This is a genomic window from Pseudotabrizicola formosa, from assembly GCF_002900965.1.
Classification (GTDB): domain Bacteria; phylum Pseudomonadota; class Alphaproteobacteria; order Rhodobacterales; family Rhodobacteraceae; genus Pseudotabrizicola; species Pseudotabrizicola formosa.
The window spans coordinates 451,086-469,269 of record NZ_PJOM01000002.1 but is presented as its reverse complement, the minus strand read 5'-3'; the positions used below and the strand labels follow the sequence as shown (position 1 = coordinate 469,269).

Genomic DNA, 18,184 nt, shown 5'->3' with positions numbered 1-18,184 from the left:
TATCTCGGCAGGAAGGTCACGGCCCCGTCCATCGGCAGCATCCCGACCTTCCCCTCTCTGGCCCCTCTATCTGGGGAGTCTGTGGGGGGGTGTCAACCAGGGCAGCCAAGTGGCCGGGAAAGGCCAGCCGTTTGGGACGATGATGCGCCTTGGCGCTTGCGCGGGCAAGGACAATCCGGGACAAATCCGTGCGGTCTGGCGGCCTGATCGGCGCATCGCCCGGGCCGGAGCCGCGCCGGCTCAGCTCGGGTTGCAACCCGGCATCAGATTCAGCTCTCCGACATCCCCCGCCTCTGCCCCGTCAAGAATGCCCGCCACCGCCGCGCCGATCCGGGTGACGCAGGACGGGCAGACCGTATAGCGGACCAGAACCGGATGCTGCACACCCGGCAGGGTCGGGTCTGTCCACGATCCACCTGGGGCGTGGACCATACCGCAGACCGAGCATTTCTCATCGCGCGCTGCCGGATCAAAGGTCCAGGCTTCCATCGGCGGAGTCAGCCGGATCGCATCGCGCAACTCGTGCACCATGATCACCCTTGCGTCCTTCATCGGCTTGATCGTCAGCCGGAAGCGGCGCAGCTCCTCGGGGCCATCGCAGCGATAATCCATCCTCAGGCTGCCCTGAGTGTCAATCACCGCCGCCACCATCTGCTCAACCGTGCCTGCGGTCGCCGCATCGGTGATGTGATCGGTCAGCCGGGTTGCCAGAATGTCATTGGCAAGGACCGACGATCCGCCATTGCGCAAGGCAAAATCGTCCCAGTCACCGCCAACCCAGAGGATGCGAAGCGACGAGTCAACCACGCAGAAACACTGTAGAAATTTCAAGCCATTTGTCCGTATTTGCAGGGTGCTGCGCGGTCACACTAGCAGCACGCTGCAAAAAATGCGCGTGGAAGTTTACAGTTTTCGCAGTTTTTGCATGCCGTCGTATGCGAAGGGCAACAGCCCGGACCGGTCAGACCGGGTCGATGTCCCCCATCGCCCGCTGCGCGTGAAACGCCGCGACAAATCCGGGCAGAGTTCCGGTGGCAATGGCGTCGCGCAACCCCTGCATCAACTCCTGATAATAATGCAGGTTGTGCCAGGTCAGCAGCATGCCCGAGATCATCTCTTGCGCCTTGAACACATGATGCAGATAGGCGCGGCTGTAGCTGCGGCAGGCCGGGCAGGTGCAGTCTTCGTCCAGCGGGCGCGGGTCATCCATGTGGCGCGCATTCTTGATGTTGACCTGCCCCCGCCGGGTCCAGGCCTGCCCGGTGCGGCCAGATCGGGACGGGAGCACACAATCCATCATGTCGATGCCACGCTCGACGGCACCCACAATATCATCGGGCTTGCCAACCCCCATCAGATAGCGCGGCTTGTCCTCTGGCAGGAAGCCCGGCGCATAGTCGAGCACGCCGAACATAGCCTCCTGCCCTTCGCCCACCGCCAGCCCGCCGACCGCATAGCCATCAAAGCCGATGTCAACCAGCGCCCGCGCCGATTCCTCGCGCAGGTCGCGCGTGACGCCGCCTTGCATGATGCCGAACAGTGCATGGCCTGGCCGGTCGCCAAAGGCATCGCGCGACCGCTGCGCCCAGCGCATCGACAGCGCCATCGATTTCGCCACCTCGGCATCAGTTGCGGGCAAGGCCGGGCATTCGTCGAAACACATCACGATGTCTGACCCCAGCAGCTTCTGGATCTCCATGCTGCGTTCGGGCGACAGCATGTGTTTGGAGCCGTCAATATGGCTGGAAAACCGCACGCCCTCTTCGGTCAGCTTGCGCAGAGAGGCCAGGCTCATCACCTGAAACCCGCCGGAGTCGGTCAGAATGGGGCGCTCCCAGTTCATGAACCGGTGCAAGCCCCCCAGATGCGCAATCCGCTCCGCCGTCGGGCGCAGCATCAGGTGGTAGGTGTTGCCCAGCAAGATATCGGCCCCGGTGGCCCGCACCGACTCCGGCAGCATTGCCTTGACCGTGGCCGCCGTACCCACCGGCATGAAGGCTGGCGTCCGGATCTCGCCGCGCGGGGTGCGGATCACACCCTTGCGCGCCATGCCATCGGTCGCCTCGACCGTAAACCCGAACCGTTGCGCCATCGCTTTGCCCAATCCTGCCTTGATCAACCGCCCGAATACCCGATCCGTCCGGGAATCCAAGGCCCGGCTCAGGGGCGCGCCGCGGCAAGGCGGAAAAATTGCACGGATTTTAGCGATCGTCCCGCTGTTAAGGGGGCGGCAAGCCGGCTGCCTTTAATTGGAGTCTGCTGCCCGGATGACCGGGCCTCTTAGGGGGTTTCACAATGCGCCGTCACGCTGCCACACTGCTTTTTGCCTGCGCCCTCGCCGCGCTTGGCCCGCCAGTTTTCGCAACTGAAAACGGCTTTCCCGAGGATAAGGCCCGCGCCTTCGTGACCGAGGCGCTCAACACCTGGGCCGCTGACCCGGTCCTGATCTCTGCGGTGCTGGCACAGAACCTGCGCCATGCCGGGCTGACACAGGCCGATATCGACAGGCTGGATCAGGGATGGATGTCAGAGCTCGGGGCATCCGTGCAACCCACCATCAGCAGTGTCCTTGGCACCCCTGCGTCAGACATGCTGCGCAACCAGGTCGAATTGGCCGCCGGCAGTATAAGCGAAGTGTTCGTGATGGATTCGCTTGGCCTCAACGTCGCTTCCGCCGGCACCACCTCTGACTATTGGCAGGGGGATGAGGCGAAGTTTCAGGAAACCTATCCCAAGGGTCCCGGAGCGCTCCACATCGGCGAGGTTGAATTCGACGAAAGCAGCCAAGCCTATCAGGTTCAGGTGTCGTTTTCCCTGACAGATCCTGCCGATGGCAGTGTCATCGGCGCGGTCACCGTCGCCCTGAATGCAGAACAGTTCTGACCTCAACGTCCCTGACATCTTCTTTAGCTGTCGCATCCAAGGATTGTCCCGATGCCCACCCTGTCTTCCCCTTTCCAGTTGCGGTCGGTCTTTCTCAAGGCGACGGTGATCACCGCGCTTACCGTGGCCGTCGTGGTCGCAAGCTCGATCTTCGGCAGCAATGCCAACACCAAGGCGATGCTGAATGCCGCGTTGCGGGACATGGCAGGAATGGTTACCAATATGTCCGGCCATAATGCTGGCGGTGCCCTGCGGTTCAACAAACAAGATGCGGCAGCCGTAATCGAACAGGAACTGTTCGATCTGGCCGGCGAGGATCTGACAGAAATTGTGACATTGCGTTTGGATGGTACGGTGTTCTCGCAGGCGCGCCGTCCGGGGGCCGGGGTAACGGATAATACCCCGGTGCAACTTGGCACTGACCTGCTGGCCAAAGTGTCCGTCTGGATGTCACAAAATCGCAAACCGGCGCATGACGAAGAGCTGATGTTCAGTGAAGACGGTCTGAGCGTCGCCCATCCGGTGTATTTCGGCGCAGAGTCGCAGATCGTCGGCGTGATCGTCACGCGGTGGTCCGATGATCGGATCACGTCAGAGTTGGCCGCGACGACCCGGAAAAGCCTGCTGACGGGGGCGGCCATTTTCGCGGCGATGTTGGTTGCAGCAGCGCTTTTGTTCCGCTGGTTCATCTCGCGTCCGCTGCGCAACCTCAACGAGGCAGTGAGCAGGGTCGCGGCCGGAGATTATGCCGTGGACGTGCCAAACCGTGGCGCTCATGATGAAATCGGCGAGATTGCGCGTGCGCTCGAAGGCTTTCGTTCAGATCTCGCCGCGTCGCTTGAGGTGACGCGGGTCGGCATGTTCAAGGGATCGGCGTTTGAAGGGGCATCGGCCGCTCTGACCATCACCGACGCGGAGTTCCGGATCCTGTATGCCAATGCCGCAGCGCAGTCGCTGATGACCGCGCATTTCTCGGCAGGCCCGGGCTCGGCCATGCCGCTGATCGGGCGGCCCGCCACCAGCCTCGACCCGGCCCTTGCCAACCTGTCCGGGCTTGGAGCCGCAGGCTCACCGCAAGCCATCGGGTTTTCCCGCGGGCGTGATATGTTTGCTGTCTCAATGGCCGCCATCCGCGACGCCGACGGCGTCCTGACCGGTTATGTGCTTGAATGGCGCATGACCACGCAAGACCGTCGCAATGCTGCAGTGCTTTCGGCAATCGACGCAGGCCAACTCCGTGCCGAATTGTCGAAATCGGGCCAGATCGAATCCGCGAATGACCGCTTTGCCGCTTTGCTGGGACAGTCTGCTGCAACCATCGCAGGGCGCGACTGCCGCAGCCAGATGACGCTTGAAGACCCTGCTGCCGGCGATCTGTGGGCGCGGCTCCGATCAGGTGATCCGGTCGACGGGCTGATCCGTCTGAGCCTGGCGAATGGAGACGCTGCCTTGCTGGAGGCGCGCATCACCCCGGTCAAAGACGATAAGGATACGGTCCAGTCCTACCTTCTGCTCGCCGCAGACGTCACCCGACAGCAATCCGATCAGCGCGAAGCGGAGGCAAGACGGCGGGATATGGAGGCGGCACAAAGCAAAGTCGTCGATTCCCTGCGCGCCGCTTTGGCCCAGCTGTCGAACGGTGACCTGACCGCCACCTTGGGTGAAACCTTTGATTCGCGCTATGAAGGGCTGCGGTCCGATTTCAACGAAGCAACAGAGCGGTTGCGGGCGGCAATGTCGGATGTCGTTGACAGTTCGGCCGCCATCCGCGGCGAAGTGGGCGACATCAGCAGCGCGGCCGACAATCTCAGCCGCCGCACAGAACAGCAGGCGGCCACGCTGGAACAAACCTCTGCCGCGCTGGACCAGATGACACATTCGGTCAAATCCACCGCCGAAGTCGCCCGCAACGCCAACACAAGGGTCGAAGAGGCCAAGCAGAATGCCGAAACCTCAGGCCGCGTTGTCCGCGAGGCGGTGTCGGCCATGGGAGAGATCGAGCAAAGCTCGTCCAAGATTTCCCGCATCACCTCGGTGATCGACGAAATCGCCTTCCAGACCAATCTGCTGGCGCTCAATGCCGGGGTGGAGGCCGCCCGCGCGGGTGAGGCCGGGCGTGGCTTTGCAGTGGTCGCATCGGAAGTGCGCGATCTGGCGCAACGCTCATCAGAGGCCGCGCGCGAAATCGCGGGGTTGATCACCGCCTCTTCCGATCAGGTCAAGCGCGGCGTCAGCCTTGTGGCCGAGGCTGGGCGCAGCCTCACCGGCATCCAATCCGCAGTGGGAGAGGTGCACAGCCTGGTGTCGGAAATCGCCAGTTCGGCCAAGGAGCAATCCAACGGCATCACCGAGCTGAACACCGCCGTCAAACACCTGGATCAGGTGACACAGCAAAATGCCGCAATGTTCGAGGAAACCTCTGCCGCATCGCAGTCTCTGAACCGGGCAGCCGTTGCCTTGGCCGAGACCACCGCGCGCTTTACCCTGAACAGCAGCAAACGGCGGGACGCCGGATACGATCCGATGGCCAGCCGCACGGCGCGCTCCTGGGGTCCGCCGAAAGCAGACAGCAAAGCTGCCCCGGGCACCTTCCAATCCTCACGCACCCCCCCGGCCCGGCCACCCGCCCGAGCCGCACAGGCGGCAGTCGCTGCAGACCGCGACAGTTGGGAAGATTTTTGATCTCGCCCGCAATCTGATCGCGAATAAAAATGCCGGATCCGATGGTCGGATCCGGCAGGTTCATCCGTTCAAGGCATGGACACCGGCAACAGGCGGTGCACAGCCAGATCAGTCCTTGGACCGACCCACATATGAATAATCGTCGGTATTGATCTCGATCCGGGTGCCTGCGCCGATATGCGGCGGCACCATGACCCGCAGCCCGTTCGAACAGATTGCCGGCTTGTAGGAGGAGGATGCCGTCTGGCCCTTCACCACCGGTTCGGTTTCAGTGATCTCGACGATCACACGCTGCGGCAGTTCAATGGCAATTGCGACACCTTCATAGGTGCGCAGATAGACCTTGATACCTTCGGTCAGGAAAACCTTGTCATCGCCGACAACATCGGCCGATACAGCGATCTGTTCATAGGTGTTGGGCTCCATGAAATGATAGCCTTCGCCGTCCTCATAGAGGAAATCATATTCCCGCTCATCCACGGTGGCCTTTTCGACCATCTCGGTGGTGCGCCACCGCTCCGCCACTTTTACCCCGTCAGAGATTCGGCGCATGTCGACGCTTGTGGTCGGCGTGCCCTTGCCGGGGTGGAAGTTTTCAGCCTTCAGAACGGCATAGAGCTTGCCATCCATTTCAACGACATTGCCCTTGCGCAGCGAGGATGCGATGACTTTCACGGTCAGGTTTTCCTTGTGGTTTGAGAGGCCGAAGGATAGCCCCGGCACCGATTGTCTGCGCGCCTAACCCATCTGACGGCGAATTTCAACGCAAGGCACGCAAAAAGACCGCAGGAAGGGTTTGCATGTCCGGTTCAGACACCTGGTGGTCCGCCACCCGCCATGCCGATCGCCGCCCGTTGCTGCTGGCGCGCAACCGGATTCAGGCGCAGATCCGCGCCCATCTGGCAGGGGACGGCTTTACCGAGGTGGACCCGGCCGCGCTGCAAACCAGCCCCGGCAATGAAACCCATCTGCATGCCTTTGGCACCGACGCCATCGGCACTGAGGGCACGGCGCGGCGCATGTATCTGCACACCAGCCCGGAATTCGCGATGAAAAAGCTGCTTGCAGCGGGAGAGACGCGGATTCATGCCTTCGCCCATGTCTGGCGCAACCGTGAGCGTGGGGCGCTGCACAGCCCGGAATTCACCATGCTGGAATGGTACCGGGTGGGGCAGGAATACTGCGCCTTGATGCAGGACTGCGTGGCCTTTCTGCGACTTGCGGCACAGGCAGCGGGCGCACAGCACTTGCGGTTTCGCGGTACCACCTGCGACCCTTGGCTTGAACCGGAGCGCCTTTCGGTGGCCGATGCGATGCAGCGCCATGCCAATGTGGATCTTTTGTCCAGCTTGTCGGCAGACGGCAGCGCTGACCGCGCGGCGCTTGCCCGTCAGGCGGCGGCGGCCGGTGTGCGCGTGGCGCATGACGACACCTGGTCCGACATCTTCAGCCGTTTGCTGGCGGAAAAGGTCGAGCCGCATCTGGGCCATGGCCGCCCCACCCTCCTCGACCGATATCCGGTGGTGGAGGCCGCCCTTGCCCGCCCCTGTGCCGACAACCCGCGCGAGGCGGAGCGGTTTGAGCTTTATGCCTGCGGGGTGGAACTCGCCAACGGCTTTGGCGAGTTGACCGATGCGGCCGAACAACGCCGCCGCTTTGTCGCCGAGATGGAGGAAAAGGCCCGCATCTATGGCGAACGCTATCCGCTGGATGAGGATTTCCTGTCCGCCCTTGCCCAAATGCCGCCCGCCAGCGGCTGCGCGATGGGGTTTGACCGGCTGGTGATGCTGGCCACCGGCGCGCCACGCATCGATGATGTGCTGTGGGTGCCGGTGGGATAGCGCCTCAGATCACCCCGATCCCGCGCAGGATGACCGACTTCACCGTCTCGGTCGCCTCTTGCCATTGCGCGTCGGTCAGGGGTTTGCCGCCGTTCAGCGTCTCGATCTGGTGGCCAAAATCGGCGTAATGCTGGGTCATTGCCCAGAGCATGTACAGAAGGTGGCGCGGGTCGACCGGTGCCATCTTGCCCTGATCCACCCATCGCTGAATCACCGCCATCCGCCCCGCTGTCCAGTCGCGCAGCGTGGTTTCCAGATAATCCTGGATCACCGGTGCCCCGTGCATCACCTCGGACGCCCAGACCTTGGAGCCAAAAGGATGGCGGCGCGAGATCGCCATCTTGGCCTCGATATAGCCCCCGATTCCCTCGACCGGACCGGGCGCATGATCAAAGGTGTCGGCGGCATGCAGCCAGATTTCAAAGATATTGCGCACCACCTGCCGGTAAAGTGCCTCTTTGGTTGGAAAGTAATAGTGCAGATTGGCTTTGGGCAGCCCCGCCATATCGGCAATCAGCTGCATCGTCGCCCCGCCATAGCCGGCCTCGGCAAAGACCTTTTCGGCGGCATCCAGGATTACACGCTCATTTTCGCGCCGGATTTCGGTGCGTCTGCCCCTCTGAATGCGCGAAACTTGTGCGTTCTGTGTCATCAGCCCGTTGGAAATTATGTTGACCGGATGGTCAGGTTGTGGTGCGCTTGGATCTGACCATACGGTCAGGAAACGAGTCGCGGCAAGGGTGCAAAGACACCTCGCTTCACAGGGAGAGCCAGCTGATGCCAGCACCCGGAGAAAACCTCCGCATCAATTCCGAACGGCTGTGGGACAGCCTGATGCAGATGGCAACCATCGGCCCCGGCAGCGCCGGGGGCTGCAACCGCCAGACCTTGACCGATGCCGATTCCGAAGGTCGCCACCGGTTTGCAGACTGGTGCAAGGCGGCAGGCATGACCATGGGCGTCGACACCATGGGCAACATGTTCGCCACCCGTCCGGGCACAGACCCAGAGGCCCTGCCCGTCTATATGGGCAGTCATCTGGACACCCAGCCAACGGGCGGGAAATACGATGGCGTGCTCGGCGTGCTGGGCGCTCTGGAAGTGGTGCGCACGCTGAATGATCTTGGCGTGAAAACCCGCCATCCGATCGTGGTGACCAACTGGACCAATGAGGAAGGGGCCCGCTTTGCCCCGGCGATGCTGGCCTCTGGCGTCTTCGCGGGCATTCACAGCCAGGAGTATGCCTATGACCGCCGCGACCCCGAGGGCAAGCGCTTTGGCGACGAGCTGGCGCGGATTGGCTGGGTCGGCGATGAACCGGTCGGCGCTCGCAAGATGCATGCGATGCTGGAACTGCACATCGAGCAAGGGCCGATTCTGGAGGCCGAAGGCAAGACCATCGGGGTGGTGACCCATGGTCAGGGGCTGTGGTGGCTGGAAGTCACGCTGACGGGAAAGGATGCCCATACCGGATCGACCCCGATGGCGATGCGGGTCAATGCGGGGCTTGGCATGGCGCGGATCACCGAACGGGTGCATCAGATTGCCATGAGCCACCAGCCGAACGCCGTGGGGGCCGTGGGTCAGGTCTTTGTCCACCCCAATTCCCGAAACGTCATCCCCGGCAAGGTGGTGTTCACGGTGGATATCCGCAGCCCCGACCAGGCCAAGCTGGACGCGATGAAGGCCGAGGTGATGCGGGCAGCCCATGCGGTGGCGGTTGACCTGGGCTTGGGCTGCGCCATCGAGGATGTCGGCCATTTCGACCCGGTCACCTTTGACGCGGGTCTGGTGAAGACCGTCCGGCAAGCGGCTGAAAAGCTGGGCTATTCCCACATGGATATTGTCTCGGGTGCCGGGCATGATGCCTGCTGGATCAACCGCGTGGCGCCTACGGTGATGATCATGTGTCCCTGCGTCGACGGGCTATCGCACAATGAGGCGGAGGAAATCAGCCCGGACTGGGCGGCGGCGGGGACGGATGTGTTGCTGCATGCGGTGCTAGAGGTGGCTGAGGTGGTGTCCTGAGGCCAGCCCCGGGGGCCTCGCGCCCCCGGACCCCCGCGGGATATTTGTGAACAGATAATATGAGGGAGCGGTGCCATGGCGTCGACGGTGATCAAGGGCGGGACGGTGGTGACGGCGGATCTGTCCTATGCGGCGGATGTAAAAGTTGAAGGCGGGGTGATTGTCGAGATCGGCCAAGGACTTGCTGGCGATACCGTGCTGGATGCCACCGGCTGCTATGTCATGCCCGGCGGGATTGATCCGCACACCCATCTGGAAATGCCCTTCATGGGCACCTATTCGGCGGATGATTTCGACTCCGGCACGCGGGCGGCGCTTGCGGGGGGGACCACGATGGTGGTGGATTTCGTGCTCCCGGGGCAAGGTCAGGGGCTGATGGACGCGGCCAAGGTGTGGAGCAACAAATCCACCCGCGCCCATTGCGACTATTCCTACCATATGGCGGTGACCTGGTGGGGCGAGGCGGTCTGGCAGGGGATGGAAGACAGCGTCAAGGCGGGGATCACCAGCTTCAAGCACTTCCTTGCCTATAAGGGCGCGCTGATGGTGAATGATGACGAGCTGTTTGCCAGCTTTCGCCGGGTGGGGGAGCTTGGCGGCCTGGCCATGGTGCATGCCGAAAATGGCGATGTGGTGGCGGAACTGACCGCGAAACTGCTGGCCGAGGGCAATAGCGGGCCGGAGGGCCATGCCTACAGCCGCCCGCCGCAGGTGGAGGGCGAGGCGACCAACCGGGCCATCATGATCGCCGATATGGCGGGTGTGCCGCTCTATGTTGTGCATGTATCCTGCGAAGACGCACATGAAGCGATCCGCCGCGCGCGCCAGCAGGGCAAGCGGGTGTATGGCGAGCCATTGATCCAGCATCTGACGCTGGACGAGTCGGAGTATTTCCACGCCGATTGGGACCATGCCGCGCGCCGGGTGATGAGCCCGCCGTTCCGCAACAAGGCGCATCAGGACAGTCTTTGGGCCGGGTTGATGTCGGGGTCATTGTCGGTTGTCGCCACCGACCATTGTGCGTTCACGACAGAGCAGAAGCGGTTCGGCAAGGGGGATTTCTCCAAGATCCCCAATGGCACCGGGGGGTTGGAGGACCGCTTGCCGATGCTCTGGACCCATGGCGTGGGCACCGGGCGGATGACACCGAACGAATTTGTGGCGGTGACCAGCACCAATATTGCCAAGATCCTGAACTGCTACCCGAAAAAGGGCGCGGTTCTGGTGGGGGCGGATGCCGATCTGATCGTCTGGGACCCGGAAAAGGAGAAGACCATCACCGCAAGCGCGCAGCAATCTGCCATTGATTACAATGTGTTCGAGGGACAAAAGGTCAAGGGTCTGCCCCGCTTCACCCTGACGCGCGGCCATGTCGCGGTGACCGAAGGGGCGATGAGCAGCCGCGAAGGCCACGGCCAGTTTGTGGCGCGCGAGGCGCGGGGCGCGGTCAACCGGGCGCTGAGCCAGTGGAAAGACCTGACGGCCCCGCGCCCTGTGATCCGGACCGGCGTGCCGGTGACGGGCGTCTGAGCCAGATGAAAGACACCTTTCATACCGACCGGCCGGTGATCGAGGCGCGGGGGCTGAACCTGACCTTCCAGACCGGCGACGGGCCGGTGCACGCGCTGAAAGACGTGGATCTGACCATCAACAAGGGCGATTTTGTCAGCTTCATCGGGCCTTCGGGCTGTGGCAAGACCACGTTTCTGCGCTGCATCGCGGCACTGGAACATCCGACCGGCGGCACGCTGACGGTGAATGGTCTGACCCCGGATGATGCGCGCAAACGCCGTGCCTATGGCTATGTGTTTCAGGCGGCGGGATTGTATCCGTGGCGGACAATTGCAGGAAATGTGAAACTGCCCCTGGAGATCATGGGCTTTTCCAAGGCCGAGCAGGAGGAACGTGTTCGAAAAGTGCTAGAGCTGGTGGAGCTGTCGGGCTTTGGGGCCAAGTTCCCCTGGCAGCTTTCGGGGGGGATGCAGCAGCGCGCCAGCATCGCCCGGGCGCTGGCCTTTGACGCGGATATTCTGCTGATGGATGAACCCTTTGGCGCGCTGGATGAGATCGTGCGCGACCGGTTGAATGAAGAGTTGCTCAAGCTTTGGGCCCGCACATCCAAGACCATCGGCTTTGTCACCCATTCGATTCCCGAGGCGGTGTATCTGTCGACCAAGATCGTGGTCATGTCGCCGCGTCCGGGACGGATTACCGATATCATCGATTCCCCCCTGCCCAAGGATCGGCCACTGGAGATCCGCGACAGCCCGGAGTTCATCGAGATTGCCCACCGCGTGCGTGAGGGGCTGCGGGCGGGGCATCTGGATGAGTAACCCGCGCAATCCGACCGCCAGTCTGCGTCTGGTATACGTCTGGTTTGCGTATGGCAAACGTAGGGCTGTGTGTGCGCAGCTTTGGGAGGGGGCACATGGGTAGAGCTGCCCCGATCCTGACCGTGCTCTGCGGCATTTTTGTCCTGTGGTATCTGGCCGCGATCTGGATGAATGCGACCTGGGTTTACGATCAGGCCAGCCGCAGCAACACGAGCGTGACGCTGGCGCAAGTCATCCCCCAGACCATGGCGCAGGAACGGCCCTTGCTGCCGCCGCCGCATCAGGTGGCACAGGTCTTGTGGGACGGGGTGACCGGTCAGGCGGTGACCTCGAAACGCAGCCTCGTCTATCACGGCTATGTCACGCTGCGGGGCACGATGATGGGCTTTGCGCTTGGCACCCTTCTGGGGGTCGCGCTGGCCATGGCCATCGTGCGGTTCCGGGTGATGGAGCTGAGCGTGATGCCCTGGGCCATCATCAGCCAGACCATTCCCATTGTGGCCTTGGCCCCGATGATCCTGACCGTGTCGAACCAGATCGGGATCGACAACCGCGAGGTGCCCAAGGCCATCATCGCGGCGTATCTGTCGTTCTTTCCGGTGCTGGTCAGCATGATCAAGGGGCTGCGCAGCCCGGATCAGATGCAGTTGGACCTGCTGTCCACCTATGGCGCGTCGGAACCGCAGACGTTTTTCAAGCTGCGGCTGCCCGCATCCCTGCCCTATTTCTTTGCCTCCTTGAAAGTGGCGGTCGCGGCGGCGCTGGTGGGGACGATCATCGGTGAATTGCCGACCGGCGCGGTGGAGGGCCTGGGGGCCCGCATGCTGATCGGGTCGCAGTTTGGTGAGCCCTTGATCATGTGGGCGGCGCTGTTTGCTGCCGCGATCCTTGCGGGCGGGCTGATCCTGATCGTCGGCTGGATCGAGCGGGCTGCGCGCGCGCGAATGGGGGTGCCGGCATGACCTGGCTGGTGGGTGCGGTTGTCTTTTGGCTGGCGGCATGGGCGATGAATGTGCGGCTGGCGGCCAGCCGGTTCGGGGCCACGCGCGCCGGGCGGATCACGGTGGCGGCGCTGTTTGGCGTGACCCTCCTGGTGCTGTGGGAAGGGCTGGTGCGCGGCTTTGCGGTGCCGACCGTCATCTTGCCCGGACCGTCAGTGATCGGGCCGAAGATTGTATCGTCCTTGCCGATCCTGTGGGGGGATTTCGTGCAGACCGTGATCCGGGGCGCACTGTCGGGGTTTGCCATCGGCGCGGTGGCAGCCTTTGTCACCGCCATTGCCATTGACCGGTCACCCTTTCTGCAAAAGGGGTTGCTGCCGGTGGGCAATTTCGTCTCGGCGCTGCCGATTGTCGGCCTCGCCCCGGTGCTGGTGATGTGGTTCGGCTTTGACTGGCAGTCGAAAGCGGCGGTGGTGGTGGTGATGGTGTTCTTCCCCTTGCTGGTGAACATGGTGGCGGGGTTGCAGGCGACCGACCGGCTGCACCGCGACCTGATGGAGACCTATTCGGCCAGCTATACCCAGCGGTTGCTGAAACTGCGCCTGCCCGCCGCGATGCCCTTTGTCTTCAACGGGCTGAAGATCGCCGCCACCCTGGCGCTGATCGGGGCCATTGTTGCCGAATTTTTCGGCAGTCCGATCATGGGCATGGGGTTCCGCATCTCGACCGAAGTGGGAAAACTGGCGCTGGATATGGTCTGGGCCACAATTGCGGTGGCGGCTATGGCGGGATCGGTTCTCTATGGGCTGATCGCGCTGATCGAATCCCGGGTGACCTTCTGGCACCCGAGCCAAAGATCAAAAAGTCAATAAAATAGGGATTTTCAACCGTTAGCAAAGCAATCAGTTAGCAAATGTTAGCATCATGAGCGTGCAAAAAAAATGTTGCTAGCGAGCAGTTTGTGGAAAATCGATCACTTCCGGGGTGAAAGCTATGGATTTAAGTAACCACCGCCCTGCCCCACGGCACCAGCAAGAAGTGAAAACTCTTTAGGGTATAACGATAGGGCATTAAATTGGTGACCAGCCGCAGCCTGAAAGTCAGCCGCATGCTCACTCCAACCATCTACTTTGATAACTCGTCGTGGAACGCATTGGCAGAAGGCGATAAGTCCAAGATCAGGACCGGACTGCTCAGCTCCAACGTTGTTACTTGCTACTCGATTGAGAACCTCTTGGAGATGCTCTCGACGACGAACCAAGAGAAGTTGGCAAACTTAGAAACGGTAATGAATGAACTCGATTGCCGTTTCTTGACAAGAGAAAATGGCGAAGCCTTTGGAAAGACATATAAAGCAAGTTATTTCGAACTAAACGCCCAACAACGCTGGGAGAGATTCAAGGAAGCAAAATTAATGTCGCCGATTGGGACATTTGGCCTAACAGATCTTCTTCAAAAGATGGTTGGTGGCATTCCATCAAAATCAAATGAAGACATAATGACTGAAGCATTAGAAAACATGAAAAAAATGCTCGACGATGCGGTCAACGATCTCGATGATGATAATGATAATGATAATGATAATGATAAGATGCTGATACAAACTCTGAAGGAAAATCTCCTTCAAAAGGCAAAGAAAGCTTCAACCGCCCTCATTGAGCAATTAGAAAATAGCGAAAAGTTAGAACTTCCGGAACTGGACCACGTTCATATCGCAAACTTCACCGGCCCTGGCGTTGTAGAGAGAATATTCAAGGAAGCTGAGAATCCAAAGTATACAGGCGTAATTGATTTAATAGATGGATTCTGCGGGCATATTCCCAAGAGTCGCGAAGAAGGAAGAAAATGCAATGCCACTTATGATATGATCGTCAACTTGGCCCAACTTCTGTTTTTGCTCCGGTACAAGCGTGAAGCAAAGAATACTCGCGATGGAGAAAGAGCAAGGGTTGACTTCCAAGGAAGCATGACCGACTTCTACCATATTGCAAATTCCTCAGTGTGTTCAATTTTTCACACTTACGACAAAGCTCAAGCACATATAGCAGCAGCAGTATTTGATCACTTTGATATAAAAACACTCGTAACATTAAATCATCACAACGATGAAACGCCCGCCACCTTATATAAACCACGCTCACTATCTGGAATGCCATCCAACTGATGGCCCTCAGAGTGAGTTCTGAAGGCCATCGAGTCTGATTATATCACTTAATCAAGAAATCTTTTTTCTCCTGACCAAGAGCAATCAGTTCCTGCATCCAAGCAGGAGGATTGGGACCACGACCAGACCACACCTTAGTAGGATCGGTCGGGTGTGCATACTTTGGCTCAACGGGTTTGCGAGGCTTCTTGTCGCCACCAGTTGACGCCGTAGACCCCTGCGGACGGCTACCACCGAATAGATCGCCAATCTCGAACCCGAACTGGCGAGCTGCTTCCTTCGCAGCCTCGATAGCTTTCTGACGATCTTCGACCTCTCTCTGGGAAATCAAGGCATCCACCGACTTCCTGTGCTCCCGAAGTTCCGGCAAAGTCATCTTCTCGATATCAGCCATTATGTTCTCCATTTTTCTCGATATACTATGGGTGAACATAAGTATACCAAGACTCATTTTGTCATCATAAATGTGCCTGTATTCATGCCAAACAGAAGAAATCCACGTGACAACATTGCTTTAAATGGCCGTAGAACACCGAAATCTGTGACTGATGGATGATTGGATACAAGTAAAATCTTCGATCACGAGAGATCATTTACTTCAGCTTGATAGCTCCATCGATCTCTTGTGTCTCATCTTCTGTGAGCTCTCTCTAGGCGTTTTTGTTGTGTAGGTACTCTATCCGAACAACACGAGATGCTTCTACACGTTCCGCAGCCCGTTCTTCATTGTGATCTCGAATTTCCGTCGCTTACCAATTATGCCGTGAAGCACGCGATAACTCTGCTCTTTCATGCCTCCTCTAGTAATTACAAATTTTATCTTTTTACGCTATATCAAACGAAAGATGACAAGAAGCAACCAACACAAGAAACCGGACCAGACCGAAACTCCCCTACCACAAATCCCCCCACAATACCGAAAGATCATTTCCAATGGCGATATTTTCTGACATAGGCTAAACCAAACCTCCAGTTCCTTCTTTGAGTTGCATATCTTCTCCCCTCAATGGATACCTCCCCACTATTAGTAGTGACAAGCGACTTGACACGGATATTCTTGACCTGATGGACTTGAATCCCCGTTATGCCCCAGCTCTCGACAAACTATATGACCGATAGCTTCCCTTACATTATTCATCACGTTATAAATGGCTTGCCTTGATAGCTCAAAATCGTTTGCAATCTGCTTGATAGAAATTCCTGCTGAAATATACTCCAATATCTCTCTGTTACGCTTAGCACGCATTCTGGACAGTTCTACTGCTTTCTTCATTCGATCTTTTACTTCTGGATTTATCATTCTCTTGTTTCTAACGTATTCTCTATTTCTCTCCCGTTTAATGTCCTTCGTCACTATTGCCCTTAGATCGAGCTTTATAATGTCTTGCTCGCTCAAGTTATATGCGTTCACAAGTCTGTCTGCAGACAGCTTGTATCTTGGGTCGTCTTCTCTGGATAACCAAGCAACGCCGTTTTCCCGCTTCTGATTCATGGCAGCCTTTGCACGCTTGATTGCTGACGACATCACAGACAAAGCCTGAGCTTCGTTCCAGTCATGAAGCTTCGCCATCTTCTTGACCTCGTCAACAAGTCTCTCAGCCGAAACCACGTAACCCAAGCAAACCGTGACATGGAAAAGCCACAGGTCGTAGACGCCGAGACCAGCCCGTCCGGCGAGGTTCAGCTTCAGGAGGTCTTCCAAGACAATCTGGTAGTATCTCGCAGCATTGAATGCCTTGGATCTCAGGTTCGCTCTCTGTTTCATCTTGCCCTGGAGCACGCGGAGGTCTGCCTCCTTTGCGAGCATCTTCTTCTCTGCTCTCTCGAGCCTCTGCTTTCGATACTCCTCTTCAGCAATAGGCATGTGGTCATCACAGAGTGCTCTAAAGCTAACCTTCTCAGGTTTATCTTTGGTTCCATTCACCCACATAGGTTTGCAAACTGTGCCGGACTTTGAGTTCACTGATCCAAATATTCTCAGGAACCTTGCAGCATCCTTCACCTGCTCATCCGGGACACTGACATCTTGATCCGTCATCATTGTATTAATGAAGTCTCGGATATGTTCCCAGAGCTTTGACCATTTGGCAGCAGCACGATCACCAATGACTTCTTCAAACACGAAAACGACATGCAAACCATTACCGGAATCGGTAATATATGTTGGCAATCTCTTGCCATTCCTCTTGAAGTGGGCCAGCAATGCAGCCGCAAACACTTCCTTTGTGCATCCAAATCGGCTTTCAATCTTATCGATATCGAAGTATGTGGATGTAATGTTAGACAGGTTTTCCCTTGATCTAAGTCCACTGAATTCGTTCATTGTTATGTAGCAGTCATTCTGACCGTTACAGCTCTCAACTTCCGACTTTAGTTTGAGTTCATTAATGTTCAGAACGCCAGAGAGCCCAGGATCACAGCTGAGATTGTATGTTCGGTTATACATCCCTGACTTGATTTCACCTGTCTTCTGGTCGATGACTGGAATCTTCTTGTGGATGGATATCTTTGTCCGACGGTATCCGTTGTGGCCGTGAGCAATTTTATAATGGTCCATAGCAGTAAACGAATCTGCAAATTTTGCAAAATTTCTTATACAATTTGTAAACTCTAAGTTGAGAGCATTCTTGGTGAAGAATATTCTGTCGCTTGCCTCTGGAAGCAGAGGAAAATCAAGACTTCCCACCAGAGTTACGACTTCACGTGGCTTAAAGGAATCGAACTTGTCATCTCTATCGATTAGATCGAAATCATCACCCTGCTCAGCCGTAGGTGCCTTCTGGGGCTCATGAAAGACACTCAGGAACGACACCTTTGCGTTCCTATCAATGAAGTGGCCCTTGGCCAGTGGAACCATGTTAGATACTTCAGGAGCGTCCTTCCTGATTCCTTCGTAAGTGCAACGGGCATCAAACCTGTATTCGTCCAGGTAACGAGTAGCCCGGCTCAGAGTGCGTCTGTTGTGTTTTTCCCCGGTATCCCTCGCAACATCACGGGCTGCACTGTCCTTCTCAATTTTCTTGATGGCCGACGTTATCTTTAGCTTTAGTTCACGATCATATAGCATCCATCAACAGCACTTTCTTGGCGTATGCAAATGCGTTGGTATTCGCATTCCCTGCGTTCAAGAAGGTCAGATCTGATATGGCATATACTCTCATAATCAACCTTCAATATTTTCGAAACCCTTATCACTTGACGCCAATCATTGGATAAGAGCATTGATAACAATATTCGACATGCGAGCTGAATAAGTCAACAGCAATCTCATATGATCCACTTGAAACTCCATCGGGCTTAACGAATCATTAA

General features: G+C 58.2%; 15 protein-coding genes. 9 read left to right on the top strand and 6 right to left on the bottom strand.

Features of this window, described 5'->3' with window-relative positions; translation table 11 throughout:
- Nucleotides 1-240 precede the first annotated feature (240 nt).
- Entirely contained in the window at nt 241-831 is a 591-nt protein-coding gene (locus CXR43_RS06280; protein WP_146036484.1) for a hypothetical protein, read from the bottom strand.
- A 130-nt stretch (nt 832-961) separates the two neighbouring features.
- On the bottom strand, nt 962-2,092 hold the full coding sequence (gene tgt, locus CXR43_RS06275; RefSeq protein WP_103334056.1) for a tRNA guanosine(34) transglycosylase Tgt: 1,131 nt from the start codon (nt 2,090-2,092) through the stop codon (nt 962-964).
- A gap of 203 nt (nt 2,093-2,295) precedes the next feature.
- Between tgt and CXR43_RS06270 the strand changes: the two genes are divergently transcribed.
- Together CXR43_RS06270 and CXR43_RS06265 are read left to right on the top strand one after the other, a co-directional pair.
- Nucleotides 2,296-2,883, top strand: coding sequence for a PDC sensor domain-containing protein (locus tag CXR43_RS06270; protein WP_103333201.1), 588 nt, complete (start codon nt 2,296-2,298; stop codon nt 2,881-2,883).
- 51 nt (nt 2,884-2,934) lie between these two features.
- Entirely contained in the window at nt 2,935-5,565 is a 2,631-nt protein-coding gene (locus CXR43_RS06265) for a methyl-accepting chemotaxis protein (protein ID WP_103333200.1), read from the top strand.
- A 108-nt stretch (nt 5,566-5,673) separates the two neighbouring features.
- Here the strand turns inward: CXR43_RS06265 and efp are convergent, their stop codons facing one another.
- On the bottom strand, nt 5,674-6,240 hold the full coding sequence (efp, locus tag CXR43_RS06260; RefSeq protein WP_103334055.1) for an elongation factor P: 567 nt from the start codon (nt 6,238-6,240) through the stop codon (nt 5,674-5,676).
- Nucleotides 6,241-6,365: 125 nt separating this feature from the next.
- Between efp and epmA the strand changes: the two genes are divergently transcribed.
- Nucleotides 6,366-7,406, top strand: a complete 1,041-nt coding sequence (gene epmA, locus CXR43_RS06255) for an EF-P lysine aminoacylase EpmA (RefSeq protein WP_103333199.1) — start codon at nt 6,366-6,368, stop codon at nt 7,404-7,406.
- Between the two features lie 4 nt (nt 7,407-7,410).
- Here epmA and CXR43_RS06250 read toward each other — a convergent pair whose 3' ends face one another.
- Entirely contained in the window at nt 7,411-8,058 is a 648-nt protein-coding gene (locus tag CXR43_RS06250; protein ID WP_103333198.1) for a TetR/AcrR family transcriptional regulator, read from the bottom strand.
- Nucleotides 8,059-8,183: 125 nt separating this feature from the next.
- On the opposite strand from CXR43_RS06250, the gene CXR43_RS06245 reads away from it, so the two are divergent.
- The 6 genes from CXR43_RS06245 to CXR43_RS17735 all read left to right on the top strand — a co-directional run bounded on the left by CXR43_RS06245 (nt 8,184) and on the right by CXR43_RS17735 (nt 14,872).
- A complete protein-coding gene (locus CXR43_RS06245; RefSeq protein WP_103333197.1) occupies nt 8,184-9,434 on the top strand; it encodes a Zn-dependent hydrolase in 1,251 nt (416 codons plus the stop codon).
- A gap of 75 nt (nt 9,435-9,509) precedes the next feature.
- Nucleotides 9,510-10,964 (top strand): dihydropyrimidinase, encoded by a 1,455-nt coding sequence (hydA, locus tag CXR43_RS06240; protein WP_103333196.1) that lies wholly within the window; start codon nt 9,510-9,512, stop codon nt 10,962-10,964.
- A 5-nt stretch (nt 10,965-10,969) separates the two neighbouring features.
- A complete protein-coding gene (locus tag CXR43_RS06235; RefSeq protein WP_103333195.1) occupies nt 10,970-11,767 on the top strand; it encodes an ABC transporter ATP-binding protein in 798 nt (265 codons plus the stop codon).
- Between the two features lie 95 nt (nt 11,768-11,862).
- The gene (locus CXR43_RS06230) at nt 11,863-12,729 is read left to right on the top strand and encodes an ABC transporter permease (RefSeq protein ID WP_103333194.1); all 867 of its coding nucleotides are present in this window, start codon (nt 11,863-11,865) and stop codon (nt 12,727-12,729) included.
- Nucleotides 12,726-13,580: an ABC transporter permease gene (locus CXR43_RS06225; protein ID WP_103333193.1), complete on the top strand. Its 855-nt coding sequence runs from the start codon at nt 12,726-12,728 to the stop codon at nt 13,578-13,580. Before CXR43_RS06230 ends, CXR43_RS06225 begins: the two co-directional genes overlap by 4 nt.
- Before the next feature lie 206 nt (nt 13,581-13,786).
- The gene (locus CXR43_RS17735; protein WP_146036483.1) at nt 13,787-14,872 is read left to right on the top strand and encodes a hypothetical protein; all 1,086 of its coding nucleotides are present in this window, start codon (nt 13,787-13,789) and stop codon (nt 14,870-14,872) included.
- Between the two features lie 43 nt (nt 14,873-14,915).
- On the opposite strand, the gene CXR43_RS06220 is transcribed toward CXR43_RS17735, so the two are convergent.
- Complete coding sequence (locus CXR43_RS06220) at nt 14,916-15,266, bottom strand: H-NS histone family protein (protein WP_168219765.1); 351 nt, start codon at nt 15,264-15,266, stop codon at nt 14,916-14,918.
- A 630-nt stretch (nt 15,267-15,896) separates the two neighbouring features.
- A complete protein-coding gene (locus CXR43_RS06215; RefSeq protein ID WP_103333191.1) occupies nt 15,897-17,939 on the bottom strand; it encodes a hypothetical protein in 2,043 nt (680 codons plus the stop codon).
- Nucleotides 17,940-18,184 lie beyond the last annotated feature (245 nt).

What these genes read in the sequence shown, in the direction of transcription:
- CXR43_RS06220 (WP_168219765.1), bottom strand. Translation starts at nt 15,266, where the DNA reads ATGGCTGATATCGAGAAGATGACTTTGCCGGAACTTCGGGAGCACAGG.
- tgt (WP_103334056.1), bottom strand. Translation starts at nt 2,092, where the DNA reads ATGGCGCAACGGTTCGGGTTTACGGTCGAGGCGACCGATGGCATGGCG.
- CXR43_RS06215 (WP_103333191.1), bottom strand. Translation starts at nt 17,939, where the DNA reads ATGCTATATGATCGTGAACTAAAGCTAAAGATAACGTCGGCCATCAAG.
- CXR43_RS06265 (WP_103333200.1), top strand. Translation starts at nt 2,935, where the DNA reads ATGCCCACCCTGTCTTCCCCTTTCCAGTTGCGGTCGGTCTTTCTCAAG.
- CXR43_RS06250 (WP_103333198.1), bottom strand. Translation starts at nt 8,058, where the DNA reads ATGACACAGAACGCACAAGTTTCGCGCATTCAGAGGGGCAGACGCACC.
- hydA (WP_103333196.1), top strand. Translation starts at nt 9,510, where the DNA reads ATGGCGTCGACGGTGATCAAGGGCGGGACGGTGGTGACGGCGGATCTG.
- epmA (WP_103333199.1), top strand. Translation starts at nt 6,366, where the DNA reads ATGTCCGGTTCAGACACCTGGTGGTCCGCCACCCGCCATGCCGATCGC.
- CXR43_RS06230 (WP_103333194.1), top strand. Translation starts at nt 11,863, where the DNA reads ATGGGTAGAGCTGCCCCGATCCTGACCGTGCTCTGCGGCATTTTTGTC.
- CXR43_RS06270 (WP_103333201.1), top strand. Translation starts at nt 2,296, where the DNA reads ATGCGCCGTCACGCTGCCACACTGCTTTTTGCCTGCGCCCTCGCCGCG.
- CXR43_RS06225 (WP_103333193.1), top strand. Translation starts at nt 12,726, where the DNA reads ATGACCTGGCTGGTGGGTGCGGTTGTCTTTTGGCTGGCGGCATGGGCG.
- CXR43_RS06245 (WP_103333197.1), top strand. Translation starts at nt 8,184, where the DNA reads ATGCCAGCACCCGGAGAAAACCTCCGCATCAATTCCGAACGGCTGTGG.
- CXR43_RS06235 (WP_103333195.1), top strand. Translation starts at nt 10,970, where the DNA reads ATGAAAGACACCTTTCATACCGACCGGCCGGTGATCGAGGCGCGGGGG.